This window comes from Exiguobacterium sp. s183 (genome assembly GCF_018617655.1).
Taxonomy (GTDB): domain Bacteria; phylum Bacillota; class Bacilli; order Exiguobacteriales; family Exiguobacteriaceae; genus Exiguobacterium; species Exiguobacterium aestuarii_A.
The window spans coordinates 709,600-728,604 of sequence record NZ_JACSKN010000001.1; the positions used below are offsets into that span (position 1 = coordinate 709,600).

Below are 19,005 nucleotides of genomic sequence, written 5' to 3' on the forward strand. Positions count from 1 at the left end.
ATCATGAATCAATTTTGATTTTTCTGATGAAAATGGCTTTACAGAAGCCTTTCAATCATTGAATATAGAAGAAATTATGAATGAATACAGATAGATAGAAAGAAGGAAGAGTTTATGGTCATTATTCAAGGAATTGCACTTTTACTGCTCATCCTCGCCTTGTTCACACTTTTCAGTTACAAGGCGCCATTCGGAATGAAAGCGATGGGCGCATTGGCAGGTGCGGCAATCGCAAGCTTCCTCGTCGAAGCATTCAACGCTTATGCCATCGGCGGATTACTGCCACTCCCTTTATATGAAGAAGTCGGGCAGGCAGCCGGTTCATTATCTGGTCCTGCTGCCGCGGCACTCGTTGCCATCGCACTCGGAATCAATCCCGTTTATAGTTTAATGATCGGTTTATCCGTGTCTGGTTTCGGGATCCTTCCTGGATTTTTCGCAGGATACATCTTGGCTCTGGCTGGCACACGAATCAATCGCTATCTTCCGACAGGTGTCGATATGATTTTCTACGTCATCGTGATGGCACCGCTCGCACGTCTCGTCGCTACTGGCGTGGACCCACTGGTTTCAAATACACTTGCACAAATCGGTGCAGTCATCGAACTCGCCGCGACGCAAAACCCGGTCGTCATGGGACTCGTTCTCGGTGGAATCGTCACGGTCGTGTCGACGTCACCTCTCAGCTCCATGGCTTTGACGGCGATGCTTGGATTGACCGGTGTGCCGATGGCGATTGCCGCTCTCGCGTTGACTGCATCCATTTCGATGAACTACCTGTTGTTCCGTCAACTGAAAATCGGTACGAAAAAAGACCAGCTTTCTGTAGCCATTGAACCGTTGACACAGGCCGACCTCATCTCGGCGAATCCAATCCCAATCTATAGTGTGAACTTTGTAGGGGGTGCAATCGCAGGATTGATTGTAGCGATGACCGGTATGATCAATGATGCCCCCGGGTCGGCTGCGGGTATTCCTGGTCTACTCGTCATGTATGGCTTCAACGACTGGCAGACCGTCACACTGACAGCTGTTGTTTTATTCATCCTCGGAATCGGATTCGGATTGATTGGAAGTCGACTCTTTAAAAACTTCCCGATTGTCCGTCATACGGAAAAAGTTGAATCAACAGAAGAAGATGCCGCATAAAAAAATCGATGCACGCTTGAACAATTCGTTCGGCGGCATCGATTTTTTATTTTGCTTTCGGGAGTGTGGTGTCCAACCTTACAGGTGTCCGGTAGATTGGGAAGTAATTAGATAATCCATGCAATTGAATGTGCTTTGTATTTAATTGCTGATAAACCTGATCGTTTAATACAAATTGACCAATGTAGTAAGGAAGCGGCTCATCTCCGGAAAAACTCATTTTAAAGTCATAGAGTGCATCCTGCCCGGTCGCCCCTCCTCCGAGATGAAGATGGAGTTTACCCTTTTCACCCGCCCGGCGAATCATTTCACTGAATAGGAAATGGTTAGGACGGAGAGGTAAGTATTCCTTAAGAGACCCTCCAAGGTGATAATTGGCTCCCTCATCTCCGTACAATACCAGAACTCCTGCAACCACGGTGTTTTCAAACACAGCAAATAGAAATTCCGCTTCAAAGGATTCGCTCGTCAGTAACTGAGTGAAATAAGAATCGGTATAATAATAGTCTTCAATTGCATCACGACGATTCATGGTCGCCTCATAAAGATGCATAAATGTGTGAATGTCTGAAGCGTCACCACGCACGACAGTCAACTGTTCACGGATGGCTCGTTTCACGTTACGTTTCGTCATTTTATGAAATCGCTCAGCCAGATATTCATACGGTTCATCTAGTTTGACATGGACGGTCTGTCGTACTGGAATTGCTCTCCCGAATGTTTCCATAATGATCTCATCAATTCTTAATGGATGATAACGAATCGTTTCGGTCACCGTTTTCTCGTTCTCCTTGCGTTTAATGAAATGTTGCCTTGCGACTTTCACTTCATCATCTGTGAACTTCCCAACACGAAACGGACCACCATATCCATAAGCTGTCACAAGGTCATCATATTTTTCATTGATTCGGCGACGGATATATGGATATACAAGCATCCCTTTTGACGTGACGGCAAGAAACAGCTCTGGTGAGTCGTTCGATTCACAATTCACTTTGACATAATCAAAATGATCATACGCATCGCATGTTGTTAGATCCAACCATTTTTCCCATTCCATTTGGTCTTTGATGATTTTGAATTCCATCATCTCATCCCCTTTTCAGTAAGTGATTTCCATAACCACTTTTCCCATTAAAGGATGAGCACACCAGTGAAGAATTTAACTTTTTGTTGTTAACAATCAATATCCGTTTAAAGTAATTCACGAAATAAATATCGTGATTTCTTTTTACGTTTTTATTCAAAAAGAACGAACTCGCACTTAGGAGAATTCGTTCTTATAGAAGTCTTAAGGACATCAATCTACTGACATCACTTGACCCGTCTCGGACGATTGTCGAGCGAGTTCGATCATTTGCGTCGTGAGTGTCGCATCCTTCAATGAAACGACAGGTTGCCGTGTCTGATCACTTTCGGCTAACTGATGATAATACATCAAATAGTCACCTTTCTCGACTTGAATCGTTTCGACCTCATCTGTCGACAAGATCCCAGTCTCTAACACGTCACTCGCCAACTTCCCATGCTTCAGTGCCTCTTCCTGAGGATCGAGCCCGAACTTCACGAAGCTACCTTTCGTTCCATGGACTTCGAATCGGGGAGTTTCGCCAGCGATGAATGGATTCGAGCGTAGATAAACTCGCTTCTCTCCATAATAAAATGTCACATAGAATCCGTCGTCAGACTGTCCACCCTCTCGTTGAATCATCACATCCGCTTGAATCTTGTCAGGTTTCCCGAACAAGGCGAGCGTCTGATCGATGAGATGACTTCCTAAGTCAAACAAAATCCCTGATCCCGGACCTGCATTTTCACGCCAACGGTCGCGTACATTCGGTCGGAAACGATCAAATCGGGATTCAATTATTTTCCACTCCCCTAACACATTTGAGTCGAGCAATGACTGAATTGTTAAGAAATCACCGTCATAACGACGGTTTTGATAAACGTTGACGATGCCTTCCGACTTCGCTTCAAGTTCCATCAACTCAATTCCTTCCTCAGTTGTCAGGAACGCTGGTTTTTCAACCAACACATCTTTCCCAGCTTTGAGGCAGGCAACAATCATCTCTTTATGTAAATGCGATGGTGTCGTAATGACATATAAAGAAGCATCCGTTTGAAGTGCCTCGTCTAATGTCGCATACACCGTGGCATCCGGTAATTCAGCCTTTACTTCATTCGGACGTGATGACACAACGCCGCTCACTTCAAAAGTGTCAATCGCCTTTAAAAACGGCAGATGGAATGTATTCGCCGAAAAGCCAAACCCTACCAAAATAGTTTGAATCATGAAAACTCCTCCTTTTCGCTTTTATCATTGTATCAAAAAAAGGGTCCAAAGACCCTTATGCACTCATGCTCTCATCTAATCTGTATTCGAACGTATTGTACCCGTTTCGTGAATCGACAAAGACGAAACCAAAACGTGGATAATAACTATTTAGAAATTCATTGTCAGCGACACAATCTAGACGAATTGGTTCATCCTCATCGGCTTCCTCTAGTACGTGCTCCATGAGCTGCTGACCGACGCCACGACCTTTCAGCTTTTCGCTGACGACGATTCGATGGATATATTGTCCACGCTCACTGTCATCCCATAAGTTGTCATCCCAGTCGTCCGGGGGCAACAAGGCGATTGAGGCTAAAATTTGTTGGTCATCTTCAAAGACATATACACTGCCTTCTGCAATGTCAGTGCGCACACGCTCTACGAGGTCCTGTTCCAAATATTCGGTCCATTGGTCGCTTCCTTGTTCATTTAGCGCTACGGCTCGTTGTTCGATTAGGTTCGCGATGTTGTTGGCATCGCGCTTCGTCGCGAGTCGAATCATAACGTCCTCCTTTAGTTATACAGTATTTGAAATACAAATATAACGGAGAACACATTGCCTTTCAACCATCTTGCTCACTGTTGAAGTTCGAACGGTGTGACCTCGCCATCGTTTAATTGATAGCTGTAGGATAAAGTCGCGTTGAGACTATGTGAAACAGAACAATAGCGTTCAACAGATAGTTCAATCGCACGTCGCACTCGCTCTTCTGACATGTCGCCTTTCAGAATATACAAGATGTGAATGGCTGTAAAGCGTTTCGGATGATCGATTGCCCGAACCCCATCAATCTTCATTTCGAACGATTCTAACGGTTGACGCATCTTATGCAAAATGGAGACGATATCGATCCCCGTGCAAGATGCGGTGGCGTGAAGTAACATCTCCGTCGGACGAGGTCCCGTGTCGAGACCGCCTACGTCCTCGGACGCATCAAGTGTCACCGTGTGCCCCGATGGCGTATGCGTCTCAAACGCCATGCCTTGCTTCCATACGACTTCCATGTTCATTGTCTTCTCCCCCTATTTCATTTGATAGCAACCTATTCCCACATTTATTGTATGATTAAGCTACAAATCGATTTTTAAGGGGTGTATGTCGTTGGATTGGTCCGTTCTTTTCAGTTGGGGGCTATATATCGTCCTCGGATTAAACTTACTGTTCGCACTCGCCGTCATTTTTGCCGAAAGACGTGACGTCGGCGCGACTTGGGCCTGGTTGCTCGTCCTATTTTTCTTACCGGTGCTCGGGTTTATCATTTACCTGTTCCTCGGGCGACAACTCAAAAAGGATAATTTTTATAATTTGAGTGTGGAAGAACGCTCGTTTCATGCGCTACAAGTAGAAGCACAGCTCGAACAGATCCACACACGTCAGACGCAACTTGCGCAACCACTGTTCGAAAAGTATGACCAACTGCTTCAAATGAACTTGCGCTCTTCAAAATCATTGATCAGTGTACATAACCGTTCCCTCATCTTACATGACGGCGAACAAAAGTTTAAGGCGTTGATGGATGACATCCGCTCCGCTGAAACCGAAATCAATATTCAGTACTATATCATCCAGCGTGATGCTCTCGGACAAGCACTCTTAAAGGAATTGATTGAACGAGCGAAAGCGGGTGTCAAAGTTCGGCTTCTTTACGACGCGGTCGGTTCTCGTAGTCTCCGGAACTCAGACTTCAAAGAATTAATTGCGAACGATGGAGAAGTACGTGTTTTCTTCCCACCGACACTCGGGATGATCAATTTCAAGTTGAACAACCGCAATCACCGAAAAGTCGTCATCATCGATGGAAAGATCGGCTATGTCGGTGGCTTTAATGTCGGGACCGAATACCTCGGACTCGTCGAGAAGTTCGGATATTGGCGCGATACCCATTTACGCGTCGAAGGAGACGTCGTCTACAATCTCCAACACCGCTTCATCCTGGACTGGAATTACTCAGGTCACCGCAAGCATGACCCGGAGAATACGTTCTGCTTCGCGAGACATGAGATTAAAGACAATTCGCCCATGCAAATCGTCACGAGCGGTCCAAACTCGGATACCGAACATTTAAAAAATATGATGATTAAAATGATCATGTCAGCGAAACGACGGGTCGTCATCCAAACCCCTTATTTCATACCCGACACGAGTTTTATGGATGCATGTAAAATGGCACTCAACTCCGGCGTTCAGATGGACATCATGATTCCCGGAAAACCGGACCACCCGTTCGTCATGTGGGCATCGCTCTCCTTCCTTGGAGAGTTGCTTGATTATGGGGCAAACGTCTATCTGTATGATGAAGGCTTCCTCCACGCGAAGACGCTTGTCGTCGATGAGGAGATTGCGACGGTCGGAACGACGAATTTGGATGCCCGAAGTTTCCGTCTCAACTTTGAAGTGAACGCAGTCATTTACGACGAACGCGTCGCCCTCGAACTTGTTTCTTTATTTGAAACAGACACGGCGGTCAGTCGGACGTATACGATGGAAGACTATGAAAAGCGGAAATGGACAGTACGTGCTCGGGAGGGTGTCTCACGACTCCTAAGCCCGATTTTATAACGAAAGAAGCAGAGCGCCGCTCTGCTTCTTTTTCATTTTATAGTTTGAATCGTGAGACGAGGTCTTGTAATTCTTCTGCCATCGTCGCGAGTGCCTTCGCCGATTGTGACACTTCTTCAATCGATTTCAACTGGTCGTCTGTCGTTGCTGCGACTTGTTTGGAGACACTTGAGTTCTCGTCGGCGATGTCAGCAATTTGGGATGCGGTCGCCGCTACTTCTTGGACGTTTGCCGCAATCTCCTCGACTGTTGCCGTCACATCTTCGATTCGCGGTGTCATCGCGACCGTTCGCTCTTTGATTTTCTCAAATCGATCTGCCGTCATTTCTGAAGAAATGAGACCGGCTTTCGTGTGAGTGGACACTTCTTGCATCAAGTGGACGGATTGCTCTGTCTCCTGTTTGATGCGGTCAATCAATGCTGCAATTTGTTTCGTCGACTGTTGGGACTGCTCGGCAAGCTTTCGAACCTCGCTCGCCACGACGGCGAACCCTTTCCCGTTCTCACCAGCACGTGCCGCTTCAATCGCTGCGTTCAAAGCGAGCAGGTTCGTCTGTTCTGCAATCCCGTTGATGACCGAGACGATTTCTCCAATCTCACTTGAACGATGTGCCAACGATTGGATGACACCTTCAAACGTGACGACCGATGCATCGATTGCCTGCATCTGTTTAACGTTCTCTCGGACGGTCATCGACCCATCTTCTGCTTCATTTGACGTCTCACGTGATAGTTCAGACACGTCCATCGAGCTCTCTGAGATGCGCATGATTCCGGATGTGATGGCCTGGAGTGACGTCGCGTTGTCATCAAGTTGACGTTTTGAACCATCGGCACTGACCGCCATCTGGTCGACCGCACGAGCAATCTGTTCTGAAGAAGCGGAATTATGTGCGGAGTTCGCCATCAATTCCTGCGAAGATGCTGCGACTTGACTAATTGAATCGTCTAGACGAAGTAATACCATTCGCAGTGAGGCACTCATCTCATTGAAACTCTCTGAAACGCGACCAATCTCATCGTTCGATAAGACGGAGATCGGTTCAGTCAAATCGCCGGACTTGATCCGTTCTGCCCCCTCGGTTAATAAGCGTAACGGGCGTAAGATTGAGCGGAGAACAAAATATAGAAGAATAGCCGCCACACCGAACATACCGATAATGACGAACACGGTCGTCCAAAGGATGCCGACAGTCTCGTCTTGAATTTCACCATCGTACAGGGTCCCTGTGATTTTCCACCCTGTGAGCGGGTTCGTCACGAACGCTTTTTCGACACCCTCTCCATTCTCTTCAGCGGACAGGATTCCCTCATCTGTTGCAAAAACAGATTCCATCGATGACTCTTCTGATTTCTCTCCGACAGCAATCGATGGATGAATGACGACTTGTTGGGCCTCATCGAAGATGGCCACATATCCTTCTTCACCGATTTGAATATTCTTTGCGACTTCTGCAATATCATTCACGTCCACATCAACCGCCACGACCCCGCGACCATCTGCCGTCTTTTTAGAGACCGTGATCATCATTTTTTGAGAAGCGGCGTCTACGTATGGATTCGTGATGGCGACGTCTTGACCACTCGCTTCTGCCGCCTCATACCAAGGACGAGTCCGTGGATCGTACCCTTCCGGCAATTCTTGCTCAGGATAAATCGTCATCGTACCTTCCGCTGAGGCAAAATAAATATTTGTCACTTTAGGGTGTGTGTCTAAGTATTCCGTGAACTTTTCTGCTAACGCTTGATTGTCTTCACCTTCTTCATAGATGGATGCATCAATCCGATTGGAGAAGAATGAAATGTCCGTCTGAATCGGAGCAATCAAATTCGTTACTTCATTATTCATCCGGTCTACCCCCGAATTGGCAGACTGGATCATTTGTGACTCGATTTTTTGTTTCGCCTGCGTATAAGCGACGACCCCGATCAATGTTGCTGGAATGAGTAGTAATAGAACTGATAAGACAATTAATTTTTGTTTGATGCTGATGGTACGCTTCTGTTTCATAAAACATCTCCTTACCCCGAATAGAATGTTCAAGAAGCATCGGTATGGGGTACCGAATCCTCCTTGGGTTACTTACAATATCGGTTAGGAAAAATAGATGTTAATCATTGATTGAATTATTCGAAAATTATTTTTCGGAAGCTGAAATAAAGTTTCACTTTATTCAGAACATAACGACAAATCATTATATTCGTAATCTAAAATGTATTCAGTTAACATATCGGAAAAGGGGGTAAAAACATGAACACATTATTGGAAGAAATCAAAGCGTATAAAGATCAATTCAAGCAAAAAGCGCCGGCCGAAAAACAACGTTTGATGGCGCAGGCGACACAAGAATTGAAAGAATCAGGGGTGGCTGCCGGTTTAGCAGTCGGGGATCAAGCTCCGCTGTTTGAATTGCCTCATGCGGATGGGACAGAAGTCGGTTTGAAAACACTCCTTGAAAAAGGACCTGTCATCGTCACGTTTTACCGCGGTGGATGGTGCCCATACTGTAACCTCGAACTCCGAGCGTATCAGCGAGAATTGGCACAAATTGAGGAAAAGGGCGCCACACTCGTGGCAATCAGCCCGGAGACTCCGGATTACTCACTATCTACGAAAGAGAAAAATGAGCTCGATTTTTACGTGTTGAGCGACGTGGACAATCAAGTCGCACGCCAATTCGATCTCGTCTTTGATATGCCGGATTATTTGATTGAGATTTATGAGGCATCTGGTCTTCGCGTCGATGCACATAACGGCAATGAGGACTGGCAACTTCCGAAGCCAGCGACATTCATCATCCAACCGGATGGTATGATTTCATTCAGTGATGTGCCCGCTGACTATACAGAACGAGTCGACCCGAAAACGGTTATTGAAACATTGTAAAAAAAGGGAGATGACACGCGTCATCTCCCTCAGCTTGTTGACAAATAACATGTTCGAACTCGTCCTTCCGGCACCCACGCTTTCCACAGGCAATCCTAGAGCCGCACCGCAACTAAGTCGTTGCTGGGTCTCCGGCGGATTGCGTTCCTGTAGGAGTCGGGGCGCCGTGGGACGAGTCACACAAATGGCCGCCTGCTATGGCGGCCATTTGTTTTTTTCTGAAGCCACGACGGCCGAAAGCCCGATACATACTTCGAATCATTTAAAAGAGGAAAATAAGTAGGTAAACGCCACGCCACATATGATTGCAATCTCCCCATGAAACTCCCCACAGGTTCAATACCTTGAGGAAATAATAAATTGCTCCACGCGCTTGAGAAGTGTTTCAAGTAACCGTAGTGACCGGTATGTCTCTCCGGTGTACTCGAGACTATGATTCATCTCTTTGACAATCTCGAGTTCGGTCAAGGCCAGATGTTCAAGACGCTTCATTCTCTCATCTACATAATGTTGGTCCGCCGTTCCCGTTACCACGAGCTGTTTACCTTTATGGGACAGGATCGCTTCGTATATGTCGTCTTGTTTCAACAACGGTGTCAACCAAACCAGTTTGGCATCATGAAACACGTTTCGGGTAAGCTCACTTGCCATCGTCATCGTACCGAGCGATTTCCCGACGATTATGTATTCATTAATAGAATGGGATTGTAGCACTTGGTCGATGACGAGACGAACATCGTCAACAATCGCCACTGATACATCGACTGAATCATACCGCTCATCCCGATAATTGTAGTTGATTTCAAGAACGTTCAATCCATTCTCTAAACATAACGCTGTCGTATAGCGAAACATCGGGGAATCATTCGTATATCCGTATCCCGGCAACAACATCACGAGCGTGTCGGATGACGAATCAGGTTGCAGGAACGAATACGAGACAGGTATTCCGTTTGTCCCCACGACTTGACCATCTGTTACTTCATGCATATCGTCCCCTCAATTCTGCAAAAGTTGCGTGTCATGGTGATGAATCATCGTTCCAATGGTCTCTCCTTGGAGAATCCGATGAATGGCGTTCCGTTCCTTGAAGTCGAACAAGTGAATCGGCAAACCGTGGTCTCTAGCGAGAAGTAATGCCGATTGATCCATCACTTTCAAATCATGTGCGATGACGTCGTTATAGTGTAGGGTTTCGTATTGACGCGCCTCCGAATCCAACCGAGGGTCTCGGTCAAATACGCCGGAGACACCGTTCTTGGCCACAAACAAGGCATCGCACCCCACTTCGATGGCACGCTGAACAGCCGGGTAGTCTGAAGAGACGAACGGTTGACCGTTACCGCCTGCGAAAATGACGACGTACCCTTTTTTCAAGTGATTGATGGCCCGAAGTTGAATGTATGGCTCGGCTACACTTGGCATTGGAATCGAAGTCATGACGCGTACCTCTCGATTGGTATCTCGTTTCAAGATACCACGCAGCATCAATGAATTCATGACTGTCCCGAGCGTCCCGATGCTGTCAGCTTCCACTCGATTGATCCCCCACGTTTCTGCTTGATTCCCTCGGAAGAGATTTCCCCCGCCGACCATGACACACACTTCAACCCCGCTATTTGCGAGTGACAATATTTCTTCTGCAATCAGGCTGAGGCTCATTTCGTCAAAATTATCCGTTCCATCACCAGCCAGAGCGGCTCCACTTATCTTGATACAGATTTTCCGATGTTCCATCTTTCCCCAACCCTTCATTTGGAATTTTTTGTTCAATTCAGTATAGAAAAGTTATTGCGGATAGACAACGATTTGAAAGAATATATTTAGGATTTTGAATTATGTCCAATGTCCTAAAACAAAAAAAGACCGTAGAACATTCCTACAGTCACTAAGCTTAGGCACCCATAATCGAATCATGACGGGTCGTTTCCCAACCGTACGCCACTTCACGGAGTAACAATTCACCAAATTCCCGATCCTTTTGGTCGATGACCTGCCCTTGTTTCCGCTCATAAAATGTGCGAAATGGGTTCATCTCAAGCGCCCAAATCAAAAGTCCCGCCTCGCACATCGATTGGACGGCATGTTCAAGGAGAGCGGACCCGATTCCGTTCCCTTGATGATTTTCCAAAATATAAATGGCATACACTTCGTTCGTATGGTCTGGATACTCACCCGTACGCTCTTCTCCGTAGAGGACGAAGCCCACAATCTCATCATCCACGATCGCCACAAAGCCGGCGACTTCCTGCCGACGAAGCGCTGTCCGCAATCGTTCTGCCCATTCGATAGAACCGGACGAAACTTTCAATAAATACTCAGTCGGAACGATCCCCCGATAGGTCGTACGCCATCCGTTCACACGCACTCTCGCAATCCCATACACATCATCTGGTTTGGCGACTCGAATGTCCAATGTGACCCCCTCCTAACCCGAAGCTTTACAAATAGTTTACCACAAATCCCCAACTTGCAATCCGAGATTATGTGAATTTTCATCGTTCTTCTGCTACAAAAAAAGAGCCGCCACCTCTACTGAGGCAACGGCTCTTTCGGTTTATGCGACTTCTTTTGATTGCACTGGTGTAGATGTTGTCAACGGCTTCTTCAAGAATGAAAGGAGCAATGCACCGACGAGGGCACCTGTCAAGATGGCAACGGCATAGAGTCCCATACTCATCGCGACATTTCCAGCACCTTCAAGAAGTGGGAAGACGAAGATTCCACCATGCGGGGCCGGTAATTGAATCGCGAAGAATGCTGACAATCCACCTGCGATTGCAGAACCGAGGATGGCAGATGGTAGGACGCGAATCGGGTCAGCAGCAGCGAACGGAATGGCCGCTTCGGTGATGAATGAAGCTCCCATGATGTAAGCAGTCTTACCAGCTTCACGCTCTTGTTTCGAGAATTTCTGACGAGCAAATACGGTTGATGCAAGTGCGACAAGGATTGGTGGTACCATTCCACCCGCCATGACGGCTGCCATGACTTCTTGGTTTCCTGCTGTGAGAGCTGCCGTACCGAACACGTATGCTGTCTTGTTGATTGGACCACCCATATCGACTGCCATCATTCCTCCGACGATGACACCGAGAAGGATCGCATTCGCTCCACTCATGCTGTTCAACGTATCCATCAACCATGTCATAAGTGCTGCAATCGGTTCATTGACGACAAGCAACATAATCATACCTGAGATAAACGATCCGAGTAACGGATACAAAAGAACTGGCTTGATTCCTTCAAGCGAAGCAGGCAATTTCGCGAGTGCCTTTTTCAAGAAGAGGACAACGTAACCTGCCAAGAAACCGGCAATGAGACCACCGAGGAATCCGGCGTTCCCTTGGCTTGCGAGTACCCCTGCGACGAGACCTGGTGCGAGACCTGGTCGATCAGCAATCGACATCGCGATGAAACCTGCAAGAATCGGAACGAGGAAGCCGAATGCAGCTCCACCGATTGTCATCAACTGTGCTGCGAATTCATTGTAAGATGGATCATCCGGGTTAGCAGAGTTGATGCCCCAGAAGAAACTGATTGCGATCAAGAGACCACCTGCAACGACAAGTGGTAGCATCGCAGATACACCGCTCATCAAGTGCTTATAGACACCTGTACGTTGTTCTTTCGGTGCGCCAGACGTTTTGGAAGCTTCATATACCGGCGCGTCTTGATTGACGGCACGATTGATGAGTTCTTCCGGTTTCCGGATTCCTTGTGCGACCGGTACTTCGATGACGCGTTTTCCAGCGAAGCGATCCATTTCCACGGCTTTATCCGCTGCGACGATGATGGCTGTCGCACGATCAATGTCTGCCCGTGTAAGCTCGTTCTTCACTCCAGTAGAACCGTTCGTTTCGACTTTAATATCGACACCCATCGCTTCCGCTTTTTGTTTCAAGCTGTCCGCCGCCATATACGTATGGGCGATTCCTGTCGGACAAGCCGTGACCGCTAAGATGAACGGAGCATCTTCGTTCGTCGGTTTGACGACTTCCGGCTTCTCTTCAGCCGCTTCCTTCTCCTCGATGGCACGGATGACATCGCTTTCAGAAGTCGCTGCATAGAGGCGCTCTTGGAATGCTGGGTCCATCAAGTAAACCGATAATTTAGAGAGCGTTTCAAGGTGTTCGTTATTCGCGTTCTCCCCTGCCGCAATCATGAAGAAGAGTCGGCTTGGTTGACCGTCCAACGCTTCGTAATCGACTCCTTCTGAGCGTCCGAAGGCGATTGCTGGTGTTTGGACAGCACTCGTTTTCGCGTGAGGGATGGCAATCCCTTCTCCGAGTCCAGTCGTGCTCTCGCTTTCACGTTTTAAGATGGCGTCACGATATCCATCGCGGTCAGATAGTTTGCCGGCACGGTCGAGGACATCGACGAGTTCTTCGATGACCTCACGCTTAGAGCTAGCACGAAGATTCAATTGAATCGTATCGCGTTGAAGCAAGTCCGTGATTTTCATGTTGTTTCCTCCATTCGTTTAAGTGGTGTGAGTTGTACTTGATCGATCAATCGATCAATATCTTCTTTTGAACAAAGACCAAACGTATATGCGGACGCACTACCTGTTGTGACAGCGTAGCGGAACGCCTCCTGTTCGCCTTTTTCTTTGACGTTTGCGACAAATCCGGCAACGAGTGAGTCTCCGGCACCGACTGAGTTGACGAGTTTACCGACCGGTGTGTTCGCCGTGACCGCGCCGTCCTTGTTGACGAGTAGTGCTCCATCTCCTGCAAACGAAATGATGACGTTTTTCGCGCCACGTTCGACGAGCTGCTCCGCATAAGGAAGCGCGTCCTCAAACGTCTCGATTTCTGTGTCGAACAATTCGCCTAACTCGTGATGGTTCGGTTTAATCATCAACGGTTCGAGCGAAAGGACTTCAAGCATGGCGTCTTTCGTCGTATCGACGACGAAGTCGGCACCCTTTTCGCGAATCGATTCAGCGATCGTCCGGTACAATGAGTCCGGTAAATTGCTTGGGATACTTCCCGCAAGAACGACGATGTCACCTTCATCGACTTGGTCGAACTTCGCTTTCAATTGTTCAAGTTCACCATCCGTGATGTTCGGTCCGCTCGCGTTCAATTCGGTCTCTTCTTTTGCACGAATCTTGACGTTGATTCGGGTATTTCCGTTCACTTCAACAAAATCCGTGTGTACGCCATGGTCGACGAGCGACTTATTGATGAAGTCACCTGTCGTTCCACCGATAAAGCCAAGAGCTTTCGTTTCTTTTTCATATTCTCGAAGCACAATCGAAACGTTGATCCCTTTTCCACCTGCACGTTCGGTCGTTTCTTCGATTCGGTTCACTTCTCCTAAATTTACTTCTGGTAATGTCACATAGTAATCAATAGAAGGGTTGAGTGTTAACGTGTAAATCATTTCGCATTCACCACCTTTGTTATTGTTTGGATGGAACTCATTGATGCATCGCTTGATGTGATCAATTGCGCAGCGTCTAACGTAGCGACTCGGCTGAACGTTCGTTTCCCGATTTTCGATGCGTCCGCGAGCACGTATGACGTCTGTGCCAATTCAATTGCCGTCTTTTTGACAAGCGCTTCTTCTGGGTCCGGTGTCGTGTAGCCTGCGTCAAGGTCGATTCCGTTCATTCCGAGGAAAGCGAGGTCAACTCGATAATTCATCATGCTCTCGCGTGCATTGTATCCGACGAGCGCTTGAGTCGACCGTTTCAATTCTCCGCCTATCACAAACGTCTTAATATCAAGATCAAATAATTCATTCGCTATCGGTAGACTATTCGTGACGACGACAATGTTCTTTCCTTCTAAAAACGGTACCATCGCTTGAGTCGTTGTCCCGGCATCTAAATAGATCGACATCCCATCTTCAATGAATGTTGCGGCCTTCCGTGCAATCGCAACTTTTTCATCAACGAAACGATCTCGTTTCTCTTCAAATGTCGGTTCTTCGTCAGGAGTCGCGATGAGTGTCGCTCCCCCGTGCACCCTTGCCAGATATCCTTCCGCTTCGAGGTCCGTCAAATCACGACGAATCGTCGACTCGGATGAATCCGTCAAATCAACCAACTCTTTCAATTTGACGACTTTCTGCTCAGATAAGCGTTGTAATATCAACTGATGTCGTTGTTTCGTTAACATCTTGTTCCCTCCATACGTCTAATATAAAGCGTTTTCATTATAAAAACAACTAAAATCATTCAAAAACATTCACATACATTCAATCTGTCACAATTATAACATAAAAAACGGTCATAAAATGACCGTTTTTTATGTTTATGACTGTTTTCTTAACCATTCCACCACTTCTTGCACGAGTTTTGGATGAATTGGTTCATCAATCGCCTCGCGGTATTCTTTATGAAGCGTCAGAAGAGAATGCGGTGAATCTCGCTTCACGAGTAGGTGATTCATGTCATCGATGATAGAGGACGTAACCTCCCCTTTTGTCCGAATCATATGGACGTGCTCCGGTGGGACTTGTACGTCACGTCCCCCTGTAATCGCAAGGACCGGAACGGTGACATGTTCTAATCGCTCCCGTACGTCATACGAGGCATGTTCGCGAATCCATTTTGCGTTCACGACTTGTCCTCTGTATTTAAAAGCGGAGACGTTCGTGCGTAAAGACCGCTCGAGCAAGTCATCCTGCCGCTGTCTTACCTTTTTCGCCACCCCTGTCACCCGGTAAAACATGCCTTTTAATCCTTTGACACGTTCGACGTCCTTTGCTAAGGCGTCTGCCTGATATAAAAACATCTGTTTCGATGACTCATGGAACCCTGACAATAAAATGAGTCCATCGGATTTCGTCTCCAATTGTACAGCTGGCGCAAGGACTGCCCCTTCACTATGACCGAGTATATAGAGATGATTCACATCTGCGAGTTGTAGAATCGTCCGCACGACTAGAATCGCATCGTTAATCAAATCATGTAACCCGACCTTATTGAAGTCACCATCCGACTTCCCGATTCCTTGTTTGTCATACCGAAAGACGTTATAGCCATGATCGTATAGCGCCTCAGCTAATTTTCCGTACGTATTAAAGCCGACGCCACCCATATTCCCGTCACGGTCACTTGGTCCGCTTCCGCTCAACATGACAATGGTCGCCCGAGGCTCCTCATGCGAAAGAAAAGTCCCTGCAATCGTTCCATATGCTGTCGTAATCGTCATCTCTTGTTTCATCGTATCGCCTCCACTTCTATCATACCCGAAACGAACGACCAAAAAAATATGTCGTCGCCTGTGCCGTTTCTTAACTAACCTTTTATCTACTCAAAAAAAGTGCCCGCTCTCTCGAACGGGCACCTTGATTGATTTGATTTCTTATACGCCTTCGTATGCTGCGTACATAATTTCTTTCAACTCTTCAACGAGCGGCATTTTCGGGTTTGCCGTCGTACATTGGTCTTCGAATGCGTCGACTGCCATTTTGTCAATTTTCGCATCGAGTTCTGCTTTCTTGATGCCTTGTGCTTTGAACGAGAGTTTGATGTTCAAACGTTGACCGAGCTCGATGATCGCTTGGACGAGTGACTCCACACCTTCTGCTGTCGTACTTGCTGGGAGGCCGAGGTAACGTGCGATTTCTGCGTAACGCTCGTCAGCGATGAATGACTCATATTTCGGGAACGCCGCAAGTTTTGATGGGCGTGTCGCGTTGTAACGGATGACGTGTGGCATAAGGATTGCGTTCGTACGACCGTGTGGTACGTGGAACTCCCCACCGATTTTGTGAGCGATCGAGTGGTTGATTCCAAGGAACGCGTTCGCGAACGCCATACCAGCCATCGTTGAAGCGTTGTGCACTTTCTGACGTGCTTCCGCATCGCTACCGTTTTCATACGCTTTTGGTAGGTAGTCGAAAATCATCTTGATGGCGCGGAGGCAAAGGCCGTCCGTGTAATCATTCGCCATGACTGAAACATATGCTTCGATCGCGTGCGTCATGACGTCCATTCCTGTGTCAGCCGTAATCGATGCTGGCACGGTCATGACGAACTCAGGGTCGACGATGGCAACGTCTGGTGTGATCGCATAGTCGGCAATCGGATATTTCACGTTACGTTTTTTGTCTGTGATGACGGTGAACGGTGTCACTTCAGAACCTGTACCAGAAGTTGTCGGGATGGCGATAAACATTGATTTGTTACCGAGCGTCGGGAACTTGTACGTCCGTTTGCGAATATCCATGAATTTCTGACGAAGGTTTGAGAACTTCTCTTCTGGACGTTCGTAGAAGAGCCACATTCCTTTCGCAGCATCCATCGGTGATCCACCACCGAGTGCGATAATCATGTCTGGTTGGAAGTGACGCATCGCTTCGGCACCGTTCATGACCGTTTCGACAGATGGGTCTGGTTCGACTTGGTCAAAGATGCGGTACTCAACACCTGCAGGCAAGTTTTTAATGACTTTGTCAGCAAATCCGAGTTTGACCATCATTTCATCCGTGACGATCATCGCCCGTTTTTTCGTTGTGAGTGATTGAAGGTATTGCACCGAGTTTTTCTCGAAGTAGATTTTTTCAGGTACTTTGAACCATTGCATATTCACGCGACGTCTCGCCACCTTTTTCACGTTGAGTAGATGTTTCGCCGTCACGTTTTCTGAGACGGAGTTTTTACCGTATGACCCACAGCCGAGCGTGAGGGATGGTGTCATTTCGTTATAAAGGTCACCGATTCCACCGTGTGCTGAAGGTGAGTTGACAATGATGCGGCAAGCTTTCATGCGAAGACCGAAGTCGAGGATCGCATCGTCATCTGTTGAGTGGATGACCGCTGTGTGACCGAGACCACCGATTTCGAGCATTTTTTCAGCGATGGCGAATCCTTCTTCACGTGATTGAACTTTATAAGCGCCGAGAACCGGGCTCAACTTCTCATGAGAAAGAAGTTCAGTCGCGCCGACCGTTTCGAGTTCAGCGATCAAGATTTTTGTATCAGCCGGTACGTTGAGACCTGCTTTTTCAGCGATCCATGCTGCTGGCTTCCCTACGATTTCTGGGTTGACCGCACATGTGTCCGTGCGAATGACGAGTGTTTCGAGTTTCGCTTTTTCTTCAGGTGAACAGAAGTAGCAACCGAGTGCCGTCATTTCTGCCTTCACTTCTTCGTAAACTTCTTGGTCGACGATGATTGCTTGTTCAGACGCACAAATCATACCGTTGTCGAACGTTTTTGAAAGGATGACGTCCGAGATGGCACGTTTCACTTTCGCAGTCTTATCGATGTAAGCCGGGACGTTACCAGGTCCGACACCGAGTGCTGGTTTACCAGTCGAATAAGCCGATTTGACCATTGCTGCCCCACCAGTCGCAAGAACCATCGCCACACCTGGGTGGTTCATAAGTGCTTTTGTTGCGTCGAGTGACGGGACTTCAACCCATTGAATCAATTTTTCAGGAGCTCCTGCCGCTACCGCTGCGTCACGAAGGACACGTGCCGCTTCACTTGAACACTGTTGAGCGGATGGGTGGAACGCGAAGATGATTGGGTTACGTGTCTTGATCGCGATGATCGCTTTGAACATCGTTGTCGATGTAGGGTTTGTGACCGGTGTGACCCCAGCGACGACACCAACTGGTTCTGCGATGTATGTGATTCCGTTTTGAACGTCATCTTCAAGGACGCCAACCGTTTTCTCTCCACGGAGTGAGTTGTAAATATATTCTGTCGCGAAGATATTTTTGATCATCTTGTCTTCAAAGACACCGCGACCTGTTTCTGTATGTGCTAATTTCGCAAGTGCGACGTGTTGCTCAAGTCCAGCGAGCGCCATCGCTTGTACGATCTGATCGATTTTCTCTTGGTCGAACGTCATCAACGTATCGAGTGCGGCGTGTGCACCCGCTACGAGCGTATCCACCATTTGTTCTGCCGTAGTTTCCACTTTTGCTTTCTCTTTGACTGCCATGTTAGGTTCCTCCTCATAATTGAGAGCTTTTAATGAACATATTGACTTGATGGAAGACACAATGTGATGACTGCTTTCAAGAGATTGTGCTTTCCTTCACATTCATAGAATACAATGTTTTTCAGAGTTTGTGGGTGACAACAATGTGAACTCTTTC

Annotated in this window: 16 protein-coding genes; 3 read left to right on the forward strand and 13 right to left on the reverse strand. The window is 47.3% G+C overall.

Annotated elements, in window-relative coordinates; translation table 11 throughout:
* Positions 1-114 precede the first annotated feature (114 nt).
* A complete protein-coding gene (locus tag KNP62_RS03850; protein ID WP_214745183.1) occupies positions 115-1,149 on the forward strand; it encodes a PTS sugar transporter subunit IIC in 1,035 nt (344 codons plus the stop codon).
* Between the two features lie 46 nt (positions 1,150-1,195).
* Here the strand turns inward: KNP62_RS03850 and KNP62_RS03855 are convergent, their stop codons facing one another.
* The 4 genes from KNP62_RS03855 to KNP62_RS03870 all read right to left on the reverse strand — a co-directional run bounded on the left by KNP62_RS03855 (position 1,196) and on the right by KNP62_RS03870 (position 4,498).
* Positions 1,196-2,236 carry a lipid II:glycine glycyltransferase FemX gene (locus tag KNP62_RS03855; protein ID WP_214783393.1) on the reverse strand — a complete coding sequence of 347 codons (1,041 nt, stop codon included), beginning with the start codon at positions 2,234-2,236 and terminating at the stop codon, positions 1,196-1,198.
* 213 nt (positions 2,237-2,449) lie between these two features.
* The gene (locus KNP62_RS03860; RefSeq protein ID WP_214783395.1) at positions 2,450-3,445 is read right to left on the reverse strand and encodes a Gfo/Idh/MocA family oxidoreductase; all 996 of its coding nucleotides are present in this window, start codon (positions 3,443-3,445) and stop codon (positions 2,450-2,452) included.
* A 55-nt stretch (positions 3,446-3,500) separates the two neighbouring features.
* Positions 3,501-3,989, reverse strand: a complete 489-nt coding sequence (locus KNP62_RS03865) for a GNAT family N-acetyltransferase (RefSeq protein WP_074034518.1) — start codon at positions 3,987-3,989, stop codon at positions 3,501-3,503.
* A gap of 74 nt (positions 3,990-4,063) precedes the next feature.
* Positions 4,064-4,498: an OsmC family protein gene (locus KNP62_RS03870; protein ID WP_214783398.1), complete on the reverse strand. Its 435-nt coding sequence runs from the start codon at positions 4,496-4,498 to the stop codon at positions 4,064-4,066.
* Positions 4,499-4,589: 91 nt separating this feature from the next.
* Between KNP62_RS03870 and cls the strand changes: the two genes are divergently transcribed.
* Entirely contained in the window at positions 4,590-6,047 is a 1,458-nt protein-coding gene (gene cls / locus KNP62_RS03875; RefSeq protein WP_214783401.1) for a cardiolipin synthase, read from the forward strand.
* 37 nt (positions 6,048-6,084) lie between these two features.
* Here cls and KNP62_RS03880 read toward each other — a convergent pair whose 3' ends face one another.
* Entirely contained in the window at positions 6,085-8,058 is a 1,974-nt protein-coding gene (locus KNP62_RS03880) for a methyl-accepting chemotaxis protein (RefSeq protein ID WP_214783404.1), read from the reverse strand.
* A gap of 240 nt (positions 8,059-8,298) precedes the next feature.
* On the opposite strand from KNP62_RS03880, the gene KNP62_RS03885 reads away from it, so the two are divergent.
* A complete protein-coding gene (locus KNP62_RS03885; protein WP_214783407.1) occupies positions 8,299-8,934 on the forward strand; it encodes a peroxiredoxin-like family protein in 636 nt (211 codons plus the stop codon).
* A gap of 336 nt (positions 8,935-9,270) precedes the next feature.
* Here KNP62_RS03885 and KNP62_RS03890 read toward each other — a convergent pair whose 3' ends face one another.
* From KNP62_RS03890 to adhE, 8 genes are all read right to left on the reverse strand, one after another.
* Positions 9,271-9,924, reverse strand: a complete 654-nt coding sequence (locus KNP62_RS03890) for an alpha/beta family hydrolase (RefSeq protein WP_214783410.1) — start codon at positions 9,922-9,924, stop codon at positions 9,271-9,273.
* Positions 9,925-9,933: 9 nt separating this feature from the next.
* On the reverse strand, positions 9,934-10,671 hold the full coding sequence (gene pyrH, locus KNP62_RS03895; RefSeq protein WP_251125568.1) for a UMP kinase: 738 nt from the start codon (positions 10,669-10,671) through the stop codon (positions 9,934-9,936).
* Positions 10,672-10,828: 157 nt separating this feature from the next.
* On the reverse strand, positions 10,829-11,350 hold the full coding sequence (locus KNP62_RS03900) for a GNAT family N-acetyltransferase (protein WP_214692154.1): 522 nt from the start codon (positions 11,348-11,350) through the stop codon (positions 10,829-10,831).
* Between the two features lie 141 nt (positions 11,351-11,491).
* Positions 11,492-13,399 (reverse strand): PTS fructose transporter subunit IIABC, encoded by a 1,908-nt coding sequence (locus KNP62_RS03905; protein ID WP_214783416.1) that lies wholly within the window; start codon positions 13,397-13,399, stop codon positions 11,492-11,494.
* Positions 13,396-14,325, reverse strand: a complete 930-nt coding sequence (gene pfkB, locus KNP62_RS03910; RefSeq protein ID WP_214783419.1) for a 1-phosphofructokinase — start codon at positions 14,323-14,325, stop codon at positions 13,396-13,398. The genes KNP62_RS03905 and pfkB overlap by 4 nt, the downstream gene beginning before the upstream one ends.
* Complete coding sequence (locus tag KNP62_RS03915) at positions 14,322-15,065, reverse strand: DeoR/GlpR family DNA-binding transcription regulator (protein ID WP_214692149.1); 744 nt, start codon at positions 15,063-15,065, stop codon at positions 14,322-14,324. Before KNP62_RS03915 ends, pfkB begins: the two co-directional genes overlap by 4 nt.
* A gap of 135 nt (positions 15,066-15,200) precedes the next feature.
* Entirely contained in the window at positions 15,201-16,115 is a 915-nt protein-coding gene (locus KNP62_RS03920) for an alpha/beta hydrolase (RefSeq protein WP_214783422.1), read from the reverse strand.
* A 141-nt stretch (positions 16,116-16,256) separates the two neighbouring features.
* Complete coding sequence (adhE, locus tag KNP62_RS03925; protein ID WP_214783425.1) at positions 16,257-18,848, reverse strand: bifunctional acetaldehyde-CoA/alcohol dehydrogenase; 2,592 nt, start codon at positions 18,846-18,848, stop codon at positions 16,257-16,259.
* Positions 18,849-19,005: the final 157 nt, after the last annotated feature.